Annotated in this window: 12 protein-coding genes; 7 read left to right on the forward strand and 5 right to left on the reverse strand. The window is 42.8% G+C overall.

From position 1 onward, the window contains the following. The first annotated feature begins 362 nt into the window (after positions 1 to 362). The 4 genes from DEO27_RS06205 (at position 363) to ligD (ending at position 5,572) form a co-directional block, all read left to right on the forward strand. Positions 363 to 1,151: an alpha/beta hydrolase gene (locus tag DEO27_RS06205; protein ID WP_112572070.1), complete on the forward strand. Its 789-nt coding sequence runs from the start codon at positions 363 to 365 to the stop codon at positions 1,149 to 1,151. A 51-nt stretch (positions 1,152 to 1,202) separates the two neighbouring features. Further along, positions 1,203 to 2,135 carry an alpha/beta fold hydrolase gene (locus DEO27_RS06210; RefSeq protein WP_112572068.1) on the forward strand — a complete coding sequence of 311 codons (933 nt, stop codon included), beginning with the start codon at positions 1,203 to 1,205 and terminating at the stop codon, positions 2,133 to 2,135. Positions 2,136 to 2,656: 521 nt separating this feature from the next. Continuing rightward, on the forward strand, positions 2,657 to 2,833 hold the full coding sequence (locus DEO27_RS06215; RefSeq protein WP_112572066.1) for a DUF3606 domain-containing protein: 177 nt from the start codon (positions 2,657 to 2,659) through the stop codon (positions 2,831 to 2,833). A gap of 12 nt (positions 2,834 to 2,845) precedes the next feature. Further along, positions 2,846 to 5,572: a DNA ligase D gene (gene ligD / locus DEO27_RS06220; RefSeq protein WP_112572064.1), complete on the forward strand. Its 2,727-nt coding sequence runs from the start codon at positions 2,846 to 2,848 to the stop codon at positions 5,570 to 5,572. A 357-nt stretch (positions 5,573 to 5,929) separates the two neighbouring features. Here the strand turns inward: ligD and DEO27_RS06225 are convergent, their stop codons facing one another. The 4 genes from DEO27_RS06225 to DEO27_RS06240 all read right to left on the reverse strand — a co-directional run bounded on the left by DEO27_RS06225 (position 5,930) and on the right by DEO27_RS06240 (position 8,655). Next, positions 5,930 to 6,436 (reverse strand): hypothetical protein, encoded by a 507-nt coding sequence (locus DEO27_RS06225; protein WP_146750044.1) that lies wholly within the window; start codon positions 6,434 to 6,436, stop codon positions 5,930 to 5,932. Positions 6,437 to 6,506: 70 nt separating this feature from the next. Beyond that, complete coding sequence (locus DEO27_RS06230; RefSeq protein ID WP_112572060.1) at positions 6,507 to 7,157, reverse strand: HD domain-containing protein; 651 nt, start codon at positions 7,155 to 7,157, stop codon at positions 6,507 to 6,509. A gap of 70 nt (positions 7,158 to 7,227) precedes the next feature. Then, positions 7,228 to 8,091, reverse strand: coding sequence for an AraC family transcriptional regulator (locus DEO27_RS06235; protein ID WP_112572058.1), 864 nt, complete (start codon positions 8,089 to 8,091; stop codon positions 7,228 to 7,230). Between the two features lie 9 nt (positions 8,092 to 8,100). Next, positions 8,101 to 8,655 carry a DUF1543 domain-containing protein gene (locus tag DEO27_RS06240; protein WP_112572056.1) on the reverse strand — a complete coding sequence of 185 codons (555 nt, stop codon included), beginning with the start codon at positions 8,653 to 8,655 and terminating at the stop codon, positions 8,101 to 8,103. A gap of 151 nt (positions 8,656 to 8,806) precedes the next feature. Here DEO27_RS06240 and msrA point away from each other — a divergent pair, with 151 nt between their 5' ends. The 3 genes from msrA (at position 8,807) to DEO27_RS06255 (ending at position 11,356) form a co-directional block, all read left to right on the forward strand. After that, a complete protein-coding gene (gene msrA / locus DEO27_RS06245) occupies positions 8,807 to 9,415 on the forward strand; it encodes a peptide-methionine (S)-S-oxide reductase MsrA (protein ID WP_112572054.1) in 609 nt (202 codons plus the stop codon). Continuing rightward, positions 9,415 to 9,930, forward strand: a complete 516-nt coding sequence (msrB, locus tag DEO27_RS06250; RefSeq protein ID WP_112572052.1) for a peptide-methionine (R)-S-oxide reductase MsrB — start codon at positions 9,415 to 9,417, stop codon at positions 9,928 to 9,930. The genes msrA and msrB overlap by 1 nt, the downstream gene beginning before the upstream one ends. A gap of 394 nt (positions 9,931 to 10,324) precedes the next feature. Next, positions 10,325 to 11,356, forward strand: a complete 1,032-nt coding sequence (locus tag DEO27_RS06255) for a class I fructose-bisphosphate aldolase (RefSeq protein ID WP_112572050.1) — start codon at positions 10,325 to 10,327, stop codon at positions 11,354 to 11,356. Positions 11,357 to 11,404: 48 nt separating this feature from the next. On the opposite strand, the gene DEO27_RS06260 is transcribed toward DEO27_RS06255, so the two are convergent. After that, positions 11,405 to 12,502, reverse strand: coding sequence for an alginate lyase family protein (locus DEO27_RS06260; protein WP_112572048.1), 1,098 nt, complete (start codon positions 12,500 to 12,502; stop codon positions 11,405 to 11,407). Positions 12,503 to 12,504: the final 2 nt, after the last annotated feature.

A 12,504-nucleotide genomic window follows, 5' to 3' on the forward strand; every position in this document is an offset into this window, starting at 1 on the left:
CAATAACTACTTAATAGTCATAATTTGGCGTTTTTTGCAGGTAGCACCGGTAAAATACTGATTATCATTCATAAATTCAAAAGAGGCCTCCCTATGAAATCCCAAGGTGTTAAAAACGCCTGACAAAAAACCTTGCGATATTTCGTCCTTTCTGTCCGGTGTCACGAAATATGGCGAGTGGTATTTTTGTTATTTACCGCTCTATTTCGCAACCCTTTTTTCGTCACGCCACGAGATAAAGTAATTTGTAAAATCTTGAACTTTATTTAAATATCTGTTAATCAGTGTTTTGAATAATTGGTGTGCCAATTGCCATGATTGTGCCAAAATGATGAAACATAGCACAAGAATTTAGAGCGATCATGGAAAAGAAAGTTTCAAAAACAATAGTTTTTATAACCGGCGCTTTTGTAAGCAACAGTAGTTGGGATAACTGGAAAATATATTTTGAGGGGCAGGGATATACTACCCTGGCACCGGCCTGGCCGCATAAAAACGCATCGGCCTGTGATTTACGCCAAAGGCAGCCCGACGCTGCTATTGCATCACAGCGCCTGGCCGGTTTAACCGAATATTTTGCCGATATCATAAAGGCATTACCTCACAAACCCATCCTTATAGGGCATTCAATGGGCGGCCTGATAACACAATTATTGTTGCAGCGGGGTTTAGGAGTAGCTGGTGTCGCCATTCATTCCCTGCAGCCTAAAGGGGTATTTACTTTCAAATATTCGTTTTATAAAGCAGGCTGGGGAGCACTGGGCTTTTTTACCTCATCAAAAAAATCATATCTCATGTCGTTCAGGGAATGGCAGTACGCTTTTACCAATGGCATGAACTACGAGGATCAAAAGCAGGCCTACTATGACCTGGCAACGCCTGAATCAAAGTTACTGGTACGTGATGCACTGACTTACGATGCCCGGGTAGATTTTAACAGGCCGCATGCGCCATTGCTTTTTTTAGCAGGCAGTAACGACAATTTTATCCCGGCCTCGCTCAATTACGCCAACTATAAAAAATACAGTGATAAAAGTTCAATTACCGATTACCGGGAATCTGAAAGCCGCAATCATTACGTGCTTGGGCAGTCAACCTGGACAGAAGATGCGGAGTACATCGCCGGCTGGCTTGGCGCTTTGCCAGAGTAATTAACCAAACGACAAATCAATTTTAGCATAAACAATAACAATACAAACAAAATGAAAACAATAAATTCAATCTTGAAAACAGTGCTGGTACTGTCATTTACCATCGTAGCATTTATAGCCAATGCACAGGTTAAACCGGCAAATCCTCCGGCTGGGTTTAAGCATCAGTATGCGACAGTGAACGGTGTGAAAATCCATTATGTTATAGGCGGCCAGGGCGAGCCTTTGTTACTGGTGCATGGTTTCGGTCAAAACTGGTACATGTGGAACCGCTTATTGCCCGAACTGTCTAAACATTTTACCATAGTTGCCCCGGATTTGAGAGGTGTAGGCGAATCGGCCAAACCGGTAGGCGGCTATGATAAAAAAACAATGTCGACAGATCTGCATGAGCTGATGAAATCCCTGGGCTTTAAAAATATTAATTTGGTTGGTCACGATATAGGCCTGATGGTAGCTTATGCTTATGCAGCCCAATATCCTGAGGATGTTAAAAAAATTGCTTTGCTTGATGCCCTGCTTCCTGGTGTTGAACCGGTATGGAGCCAGGTACGTTCACAAGCATGGTGGTTTGGTTTTTTTGGCATGCCACATTCAGGAGAAATTGTGGATGGCAAGGCCGGTTTATTCCTCACTAATTTCTGGCCGATAGTAGGCTATGTTAAAGAACCATTCACCAAAGCCGAAACTGACGAATTTATAAGGGCTTACTCTGTACCAGGAGCCACTACAGGCGCGTTTAACTGGTTTGCCGCCTTTAACCAGGACGCAGTAGATAATGTTGAGCTGATGAAGAAAAAGCTGCCAATGCCATTGCTGGCTATGGGCTCGGATCATTTAGCCGGAGCGTTTTTAGCAGATCACTCTAAGCTTGTAGCCGAAAATGTAAAAGAGGTGATCATTCATGACTCTGGCCATTGGATAGTACAGGAGCAAACTGCTCAGGTACAAAAAGGCCTGCTTGATTTCTTTCTTGATAAATAAACGCATCTCTAAAAGAAGTAACATTCTTTAACTAAAGCTATCTAAAAGCCGGAGCATTGGGTAACCCAACGCTCCGGCTTTGTTATTTGGAAATCTGTTGAAGTTGAATTGTATGTGTTGCCGAAATTGCTTAATGGCTTATGTTTCCGACGATTATTAGTGGCCAATAATCGTTAATACTCGAAATATAGTAAAAGTTTAATTTTTGTTTGTTTGTAACCGGCTGATATTTATGTAGTTAATTCAATGGCATGCAATCTGTATAAAGCTTTACAACAAATTAAACAGAAAACATCTAAAAAAACTAACCTATGGAAATGTGTATATTCTGGATTACCCGCTTTGTATTGCTTGCCTGCCTCGCTGTACTTGTTTATATGATGATGCCAAACTATGCCGAACAGAATGACGGATGGGAGTAATTATTAAAGTCTGTAAATTTTATTACAATAATTTATTAAATAATACTCAAACCTTTAGGTGGCTGTGCTGTTATTAAAGCATTAGTCATTAAACCAGTTATGGACAACAGGAACAAAACCGGCGCACCGGATAACAGCCTTATTAATACCAGCGAAAATTATGAGGTTGAATATTGGGCAAACAAATTTGGTGTTCGCCCCGAAAGGTTAAAAACAGCGGTGCGGGCTGTCGGTAATTCTGCGGCAGCGGTAGCCAAGTATTTGAGCAACAAATAAAGTACTACCCTTATGAGCCTGGAAAAGTATGTAGAAAAACGCGATTTCAGCAAAACCAAAGAGCCTAAAGCTGGCAGAAGCAAGGATAAGGATCACCTGATGTTCGTGATCCAGAAACATGATGCTTCACGCTTACATTACGATTTCAGGCTTGAAATGGATGGTGTGCTTAAAAGCTGGGCCATCCCGAAAGGCCCGTCAACCGATCCTAAAGTCAAGCGTTTGGCCATGATGGTTGAGGATCATCCTTTTGATTACCGAAACTTTGAAGGTATTATTCCGCAGGGCGAATATGGCGGCGGTACCGTGATTGTTTGGGATGAAGGTACTTATGAACCTATTGATAAGATCAAGGGCAAAAAGGCGCAGGAAAAATATCTGCTTAAGCAACTCGAAGCAGGCTCGGTAAAAATTAAACTTCATGGCGAAAAGCTGGAGGGAGAGTTTGCTTTAGTAAAAACCCACGGTATGGGCGAAAACGGCTGGTTGCTTATCAAGCATAATGATGAATTTGCTTCGGCAAAAGATATTACAAAAAAAGATAAATCTATCCTCTCCGGCAAAACCATTACAAGCATGGAGAAAACCAGCGAAAAGGTTTGGCAGCATGGCCACGAAGAAGATTTAGAGAAACCTCAAAAACCGGTTAAAAAAAAAGCCCCGAACGAACCGGTTGAGAAACTGGAAAGTAAGGTTGATACTAACGATACCGAAACCTTTGATGTTGAGGCATTATTGAAAAAAGCCCCAAAATCAAAAGCGCCAACCAATATCAAACCCATGAAGGCCACTTTAGTTGATGAGCCTTTTGATGACACCGACTGGCTTTACGAAGTTAAATGGGATGGCTACAGGGCCATCGCCGTTATCGATAAAAAAGGAGCAGAGCTTATTTCCCGCAATAACCTTCCTTTTGATAAATATTATCCCATCAATAAGCTGCTAAAAGAATGGCAGATCAATGCGGTGATTGATGGCGAGATCCTGGTGTTGAACGATAAAGGCATTTCTGATTTTGGCGCATTGCAAAACTGGCGGAGCGAAGCCGATGGTAATCTGGTTTATTATGTATTCGATATCCTTTGGTATGAAGGTAAAAACCTCATGGGCTTGCCACTGAAACAGCGCCAGGCTATTTTAAGTGCGATTTTGCCAACCAATAATGACCAGATCAGGCAGAGCAAGTCATTTGATACCGGCGGCATAGAGTTTTTTAACGCCGCCGAGCGTATCGGCTTAGAGGGGATAATCGCAAAAAAAGCAAGCAGTGTTTATACGTCTGATCTTCGCTCAAAAGAGTGGCTTAAAATAAAAGTGCACCGCAGGCAGGAAGTGATTGTTGCCGGGTTTACTAAAAACGCCGGCACTTCAAAATCATTCAGCGCGTTGATATTGGCTTTGTATGATGATAAGGGCAAACTACAATATGTAGGTAAAGTAGGCACCGGTTTTTCGGATAAACTGCAGAAGGAAATGATGGCGGAATTCAAGCCGCTGATTACAGCTAAAAGCCCATTTGAGGTAGAGCCAGATGTAGATAAGCCATCCCGCTTCAGGCCGCAGCGGATGGGGGCAAAGCCAACCTGGCTTAAACCCGAGCTTGTTTGTGAAGTTGCCTTTGCCGAGGTAACAAGCGACGGGGTATTCAGGCAGGCATCTTTTAAAGGGATGCGCACCGATAAAAAGGCGAAAGATGTGGTGCTGGAAACGCCTAAACATACCGCTGAAACCGTAGAGGAAACCGCGAGCGAGGATAAAGATGAACACGCTAAAGCTATTAAACCCGTGGAAAATACAGATCGTAAAACACTGCTGAACCCTAAGGATGAAACGCAGGTGCGCAAAATTTGCGGGCATGAGCTCAAGTTTACTCACCTGAGTAAAGTTTACTGGCCCGAAGATGGTGTAACCAAGCGGGATATGTTCAATTACTATTACCAGGTTGCGGATTATATATTGCCATATTTGAAAGATAGGCCGATGTCGCTCAACAGGTTCCCGGATGGGATTCATGGGCCAAGCTTTTATCAAAAGGATATAAAAGGTAAAGCTCCGGATTGGATGACCAAAACATTCCCATATACCAATGGGGAAGGGGAACACAAAGAATACCTGGTAGGTTCTGATGAATCCTATTTGCTGTGGATGGCCTCATTGGGATGTATTGAGATGAATCCCTGGTTTAGCCGGGTAAAATCGCCGGATAACCCTGACTATTGTGTGATAGACCTTGATCCGGATAAAAATACATTCGACCAGGTTATTGAGGCTGCTCTGGAAGTTAAAAAAGTATTGGATGCTATCGACGTGCCATCGTGCTGTAAAACATCGGGCTCAACGGGGATGCATATTTATATTCCGTTAGGGGCCAAGTATGATTATGATCAGTCACAAATGTTTGCCCGACTGGTTGTTGGTATTGTGCACAAACGAATTCCTGATTACACCAGCCTGGAACGCATGGTAGCCAAGCGAAATGGTAAAATGTACCTCGATTTTCTGCAAAACCGCCCAGGAGCTACCATTGCCGGTCCGTATTCATTAAGGCCTAAACCGGGTGCAACGGTTTCCATGCCCTTGCATTGGGATGAAGTAAAACCAGGCCTCACCATGAAGGATTTTACCATTTTTAATTCCGTCGACCGCCTGAAGGAAACCGGTGACCTGTTTAAAGGTGTGCTGGCGAAAGGCATCGACCTGGAGAAAACAATTAAGAAAGCGAAGAGCGTGTTTGAATAGGCGTGCGGTAACGAATAAAAACCATGTCATACGAGGAACGATCAGGCGGGCCTGAAAAAAACGAGATGACGTATAGCGCATATTTTAGCGATGGTGTGCGGGGGCCGCGTTAGTGATAGGAGCGGATACCGGCCTTGTGGCTAATGCCTGTGTAGTATGAGCGGATAGCACGGGCCGCAGGCAACGCCCATATCGTCAAAATTGAATCAAAAAAATATCATTAATAATCAATAACTTACAATAATGTCATTATAAGGAACGAAGCAATCGCAAGCATGATCTCCCTGTAAAGCAAGCGATTGCTTCGTTCCTCGCAATGACATATTTTACTATCCTATATTTAATAACAACCTGCAACTACGCTACAGCCGCCGATAAAATCACACCGTTATGGGCATTTTCAACACCATTGGCATAGCCGTTATTATCGATGAACATCTTTTCATTTTCAATCAGGAAATGCGCGCCGGCAACAAAGAAATTGCCTTTGATAGTCACCACGTGGTCCGGGTGCTGGGCATGGATTTCATTAAGCACATGGCTCGATAAACCAGGATATTCGTGTGGATCAAACTGGTAAACATCCAGTACAGGCTCTGCATGGCCCGGCTGAAATACTTTGATACGTCCGCTGGTTACATCAAGCTGCACATTGGCGTTGTTTTCGTTGTTGTTGGCACTTATCCTGATAACCTCGCCGTTTGGCGCGTTAATGTTGGCGTCAATGGAAAGCACTTTGCCTTTTTGGTTGTCATAAAATGACAATATCCTCAAAAACTCAATATTGCTAAGCCCATCACTGTAAGTGAGCGTGTTTCGTTCACTTAGAAAAATGGTAGTCCCAAAAATGAATGCATGTTTCATAACGGAAATTTTTAATTGGTTAATTGATAATGATACAATTACCAAAAAGGCAAAATGTTTTAAAATTCCATTATTCTTTCCACGGCGAATGCAGGATACAATCGCAAAAATTCTTGCGGTGAAAATTGGGGATCATATAGGCGCAAACATCTGCCTTGATGTTACCAAAAGTGGTTTCGGTTTTATGCTCAAACCCGCCGAAAAATGTAGGGATGATCTTCTTCTTAAAATCATTACGCGGAAACGCGGTTATGATCTCTTCCCGGTTGGCATCGCTCAGATTTTCATAGCCTTCGCCCATTACATCAAGGCCAACGCCTGAATACATCAGGGCTACTTCCGGCTCTTTGTGTTCTGCAACCCCGATAGTGGTATGCAGGGCAATGGTATCCCAAACCAGTTGTAATTGATCTTTAGGCAGTCCATAACTTTTCAGAAACTCCCGTGCAGCGTTGGCACCATCTACCTCAAAGCGTTTATCGGGGCTGCTGTAGTGTGGCGTTAATCCCAGGTCATGAAATATGGAACTAACGTACAGCAATTCCGGGTCATATTTTAATTGCCTGCGCTCGCCGTTAAGTGACGAAAAGATAAACACCCTGAGCGAGTGATTGTAGATGAATTCGGTGCCGTGCTCCAATAAAAGTTCGGTGGCATGATTGGCGATGGTACTATCGGGAATGGTGATCCCGGCTATTGATTTTACTTTGTTTACTGACATAATTTTAACGGAATTAATATGCCTCAAAATTATGCCGGTACCATCGGCTAAAGATGTTAAAACAGGCTAATCACATGCCAATATGTACAAAGTGCGAACGGTATTGATGGGGGGATACCATGGTGTTCTTTTTAAAGAAATGACTGAATTGCTCGGGCGTTGAAAAGTTAAGATGGTAAGCAATTTCCTTTACCGGCTTCGCCGAAAACTGTAACGAGCGTTTGGCTTCAGAAATGAGCTGCCCGTTAATGATGTCCTTTGCACCTTTACCTGCACAGCGATTGCATAGCTCGGTAAGTTTGCGTGTGGAGATTCCCATTTGTTTGGCAAATTCGGCAACCTCATGCGTGTTCTGATATTGACGGCTCACCAGCTCCAGGAACTGGCGGTATAGTTGGTTGTCGTAACTATCATAGCCCTTGCTTAGCGATGCGTTGATATTGGCTATTTTAATCATGATGATCTTTAAATATGCCGCCATAGCATCAAGCTTATTGATGTAAGGTGCTTTTGTAAATTCAGTATGCAGAATTTCAAAAAGTGGACTTAGCTCCTGCAGATCATCGTTGTTTAATGGTATTTGCTGGTTATCAGAGGCATTATTAAATAATACTGCCTTGCAGTTATTAGCGCTTTGCGGTGCTCGCTCCCAAAAGCAGTCGCCAAAGCAGATGGCATGGCCTGTCAAAACAGTATCGGCAGAAAAGGTGAAAAGTTGCCCTTTGGCAACCAGAAGAAGTTGGTCACCTGCAATAGGATAGGAGGAATTGTCAATAATCGCCTCGCCCGACCCCGATGTAATTAAGAATATCCGATTGTAAGTTGCCCTGTGCATCCGTTGATCATCAAAATGCTTTTTCTCCCAGCTTTCTACAGAGAATGAATCTTTGATATCCTGGTCGGCAATAATATTAGGATGTTCGGGCTTCTTCATAGTGGGCTGTTATAGATTGCTTAATTTAAAATAACCAAGGGTGATCTTATCTTCAGGGAGATCTGCATTCGGGATAAGTTTAAGCTGATATTTTTCCTTCTGGGCGGTGTTCAAAATATCTTCTACGTTGTAAATGTCGTCAACATCAACACCATATTTATCATCTATGTGTGAGTTAGCACCATCGAACTGGTTGTTTTTAAAGAAGAAGGTTTCCTTAGCGTTTTTTGAAGCCGAAGCGAAATTTTCCTGAACAGTGAGTACAACGTAGTGCTGTTCTTCAAACTTATTAGGCTGATAGCCGCCAAGGTTGATGAAGAATAGTTTATTTTCCTGAGATGTATTATCGTTCCGCGGAGCAATCTTTACTGCATAACCATCAACGGTATTGACTTCGCGCCAGGCATCAATATGAATTTTTTCGGGCTCCGGCCAAAACGCCTGGATCTCGGGAACAAGGTCGCGTAGTGATGATGCTATCCCAAAGAAAACGTCATGTTGTTCTACATGTCTTCCGGGTGGTTTGCAGCCCAGCATCAGCATAAAAAGTTTCAGGTTTTCCATGGTTTAAAGTTAGCATATGCCGGGAGGCTAATGTAACGAGTTTGTCAAACAACTATCACAAAGTGTTAAAGTGGTAACTTTGTTCAACGCTAACTATATTTTTTACGTTAGTTGCTATATATACGCTTCGTATTAAATCTATTTGATATACATGAAAAAAATCATTTGTTCGATAGCTGTGTTATTAACGGCTTGTTTCTCTGTTTTTGCATCTGTCCCTAAAAAAGGTTTGGATACAGCCACTTTTGCTACCGGCTGTTTTTGGTGTACCGAAGCCAAATTTCAGCAATTGAAAGGCGTGGAAAAGGTAATTTCGGGTTTTTCAGGCGGGCACGTAGCCAATCCATCTTACGAGTTGGTTTGCACCGGCACAACCGGTCATGCAGAGGCTTGTAATATCATTTACGATCCTACAAAGATCACGTATGATGAGCTGCTTGCGGCATTTTTTGTAGCGCATGACCCAACTCAATTAAACAGGCAGGGTAATGATGTGGGTACGCAATACCGCTCGGCTATATTTTATCATAATGCCCAACAAAAACAAAAGGCTCAATATTACATTAGTAAACTAAATGCCGAAAAAGCCTATAAAGACCCAATAGTAACAGAGGTAACTCCTTATAAAGCTTTTTACAAGGCCGAAAATTATCACCAGAACTATTTTAACCAAAACGGCAGCCAGCCTTATTGTAAATATGTGATCCAACCTGAATTGGAAAAATTTAAAAAGGTGTTTAAAGATAAACTGAAACAATAATGAAAGCGGTATATATCATAGCAGCCTTGTTTTGTTTTGCTACGAGCGTATTTGCGCAGCAACCTAAAATAAAAGGGCACGAAAACAATCCTTATTACTCTAATACGGATACCAAACATTTGAATGTATCTAACGCGGAGTGGAAAAAGATCCTGCCTGCGGCCTTGTATGCAACAGCAAGGGAGCAGGAAACGGAGCGTGCATTCACCGGTAAGCTTTGGAATAAGGATACTAAAGGCACTTATTATTGCGCGGTATGTGGCAATAAACTTTTCCGTTCGGATGCCAAATTTGCAAGTGATTGTGGATGGCCAAGTTTTTACGAGCCGGTACGTAAAAACAGCGTAATCTATAAAGAAGATAACTCATACGGGATGCAACGTACCGAGGTGCTTTGCGCCCGTTGCGATTCGCACCTGGGACACATTTTTGATGATGGTCCGCCGCCAACTCATAAAAGGTTTTGCATGAATTCTGTTTCGCTTGATTTTGTGCCTGAAGGGTTTGGGTTGTAAATCATCTCAAAAGTTATCTGAAAACGAAGTTGTTTCATTGCCGTTGTTTTTAGTCAAAGGTTAATGAATGAATAAAACGGGCTTTAGCCCAAATGCACACGTATTTGGGCTAAAGCCCGTCGCTTTTTAACATTTCTGTTCCCTCAAGGTTCTCTTCGAGAAACCTGAGGGAACAGAAATATCTATAGAATGTGAAAGGCGTGCACCAGATGTGCAAAAGGTTTGTAGAAATGAAACAATCCCATTTTTAGTGCGCCAGAGGTACACAGCTCCTTCTTGACGCATCAATTCACCTGCTAAAGTCATGCCTAAGTAAAGCTGTAATATTCCCTGAGCTGCTTAAAACAAGTATGAATTAACTTGTGTTATTCAGCAACAATCAAGCAAATTACTTATGGAATTCCAAAACCTTAAAGATATCGCAAAGCAGCTAATGGCCGGCAATAAAGGCCTGTTGGCAATGGACGAAAGTACCGCGACCTGTAACAAACGTTTCAAGGCCTTGAATATCCCGCAAACCGAAGAATACCGCCGAAAATACCGCGACCTCATCGTAAACACGCCAAAACTGGAGGAAGCCATAAGTGGGGCCATTTTGTTTGATGAAACAATACGGCAAAGCACTACCAACGGTAAGCTGTTTGTAGATATCCTGAAGGAAAAAGGAATTATCCCCGGTATTAAAGTAGATGAAAGCGCACGGGATATGGATGGTTTCCCTGGTGAGAAAATAACTGAGGGACTTGACGGGTTGCACGAACGTTTGACCGAATATTATAAAATGGGTGCGCGTTTTGCCAAATGGCGTGCAGTTATAACCATTGGTGAAAATACGCCTACAAGCGGCAGCATCAAGGCCAATGCTTTTTTGCTGGCCCGTTATGCTATTATATGCCAGGAAGTTGGTATTGTGCCTATTGTTGAGCCCGAAGTTTTAATGGATGGTGACCATTCACTTAAAACCTGTGCCGATGTAACTAACGAGGTTTTACATACCGTATTTAACCAGCTGTACCAGCAAAGGGTAAATTTTGAGGGCATGATTCTGAAGCCTAACATGATAGTTCCGGGCATTAAAGCCGCGCAGCAGGATAGTGCAGATGCTGTAGCCGATGCCACTATTAACTGCTTTTTACGCTGTGTGCCTGCTTCTGTTCCCGGTATTGCGTTTCTTTCGGGCGGTCAATCTCCCGAATTAGCTTCAGAACGTCTGAATGCTATGCATGTACGTTTCAAAGATAAAATGCCATGGGCTTTAACTTTCTCATACTCGCGTGCGGTACAGCAACCCGCCCTTGAAAAATGGGGTGGAAGTGATGAAAACATCGCGGAAGCACAAAGATTGCTTTATGAGCGGGCCCATATCAATACAATTGCCCGTGATGGTAAATATACACCGGAGCTGGAGAAGCACCCGGTAGCCTAAAAACAAGAAAGCCGCCTGACTCAGGCGGCTTTCTTGTTTGTTATAGTTTTATAATCCTTTAACCTTGTAATGTGTATAGGTGGTAAAACCTAAAAAAGTGTTATCAATAGGAACGCCAAGCGGAGCCTGCAAACCTCTCAGATATTTTAAATTATCTGTGTTGTAGTAACCATAGGCAACCTCAACTCCCGGAAAAATACGGCTGTTTAAATCACAGTAATCGCAGCCTGTTTTTTGCTCGTAAGCTTTGCGCATAAAATTATAGCCAAGGCTGATGTTTTTATTGCTGATCTCCCATAGGCTGTTATCGCCATGTATTTTAGCAATGGCTGCCGCATAGGTATACGCTGCTAATGAGTATTGATAATGCACACAGTCTTTACGTACGCAAAGCTCGGGCAAGGTGCCATCCGGCTGGATAACGTTTGGCAATTCTTTCACTAACAAATTATAACCTGCACGATAAACAGAATCCTGATTTAAAAAAACACCGATGGTCATTTTTGCATAGCCTGCTGATGCGTCCCAGTTGTTTTTATAATCGGGGATCTTGTTGATGTAGTTATCCTTTACGGTGACAAGGTATTTGCTAAACTGCTCAATATCAGCAGCGACCCACCCCGCAGATTTGCCTTTTACTTTGTAATGCCTGATAATCTCAGCAGCTGCTACAAAGCTTGGGGTAGTCCATGACGCTTCCAGGTCGGGTTGGTTGGGATTGGTTTTTCCAGCCAGCAGGCCATAATCCTTAAAAGCATAAGCCCATCCGTTCAACAAGCCAATGGCTTTTTGGGCATAGTCTGCATTACCTGTAGCAGCCCAGGCAAGCGCGAAGGCATAAACCAGTTCGCAATCCTTCCTGATCTGCGTTTTTGACGGCGACGTTGCGCCGTTTGAGCCAACTATAATGGTTGACGGGAATGAAGCAGGGTACTCATGATCTTTAATAAAATCAAGCACTTTTTGATAGGCTGCGGTACGCATGGTATCACCGACCCTCAGTTGCGCGCCGATGTAATCCAAACTGGCCCTGGTATTTAAAATACCAGGGTGCACAAATTTGGTTTTGTTATTTTCCTGAGCTTTCGGTTTAAAGCCGTAAAACATCAACAGAAATGCAAATAAGATTATTTTATTATGCCTCATTT

It is taken from the genome of Mucilaginibacter rubeus, assembly GCF_003286415.2.
Lineage (GTDB): Bacteria > Bacteroidota > Bacteroidia > Sphingobacteriales > Sphingobacteriaceae > Mucilaginibacter > Mucilaginibacter rubeus_A.

Bases quoted from the DNA above. Each gene is read 5' to 3' on its own strand.
- DEO27_RS06235 (WP_112572058.1), bottom strand. From the start codon at position 8,091: ATGAAGAAGCCCGAACATCCTAATATTATTGCCGACCAGGATATCAAA.
- DEO27_RS06230 (WP_112572060.1), bottom strand. From the start codon at position 7,157: ATGTCAGTAAACAAAGTAAAATCAATAGCCGGGATCACCATTCCCGAT.
- DEO27_RS06240 (WP_112572056.1), bottom strand. From the start codon at position 8,655: ATGGAAAACCTGAAACTTTTTATGCTGATGCTGGGCTGCAAACCACCC.
- DEO27_RS06225 (WP_146750044.1), bottom strand. From the start codon at position 6,436: ATGAAACATGCATTCATTTTTGGGACTACCATTTTTCTAAGTGAACGA.
- DEO27_RS06260 (WP_112572048.1), bottom strand. From the start codon at position 12,502: ATGAGGCATAATAAAATAATCTTATTTGCATTTCTGTTGATGTTTTAC.
- DEO27_RS06210 (WP_112572068.1), top strand. From the start codon at position 1,203: ATGAAAACAATAAATTCAATCTTGAAAACAGTGCTGGTACTGTCATTT.
- DEO27_RS06215 (WP_112572066.1), top strand. From the start codon at position 2,657: ATGGACAACAGGAACAAAACCGGCGCACCGGATAACAGCCTTATTAAT.
- DEO27_RS06255 (WP_112572050.1), top strand. From the start codon at position 10,325: ATGGAATTCCAAAACCTTAAAGATATCGCAAAGCAGCTAATGGCCGGC.
- msrB (WP_112572052.1), top strand. From the start codon at position 9,415: ATGAAAGCGGTATATATCATAGCAGCCTTGTTTTGTTTTGCTACGAGC.
- ligD (WP_112572064.1), top strand. From the start codon at position 2,846: ATGAGCCTGGAAAAGTATGTAGAAAAACGCGATTTCAGCAAAACCAAA.
- msrA (WP_112572054.1), top strand. From the start codon at position 8,807: ATGAAAAAAATCATTTGTTCGATAGCTGTGTTATTAACGGCTTGTTTC.
- DEO27_RS06205 (WP_112572070.1), top strand. From the start codon at position 363: ATGGAAAAGAAAGTTTCAAAAACAATAGTTTTTATAACCGGCGCTTTT.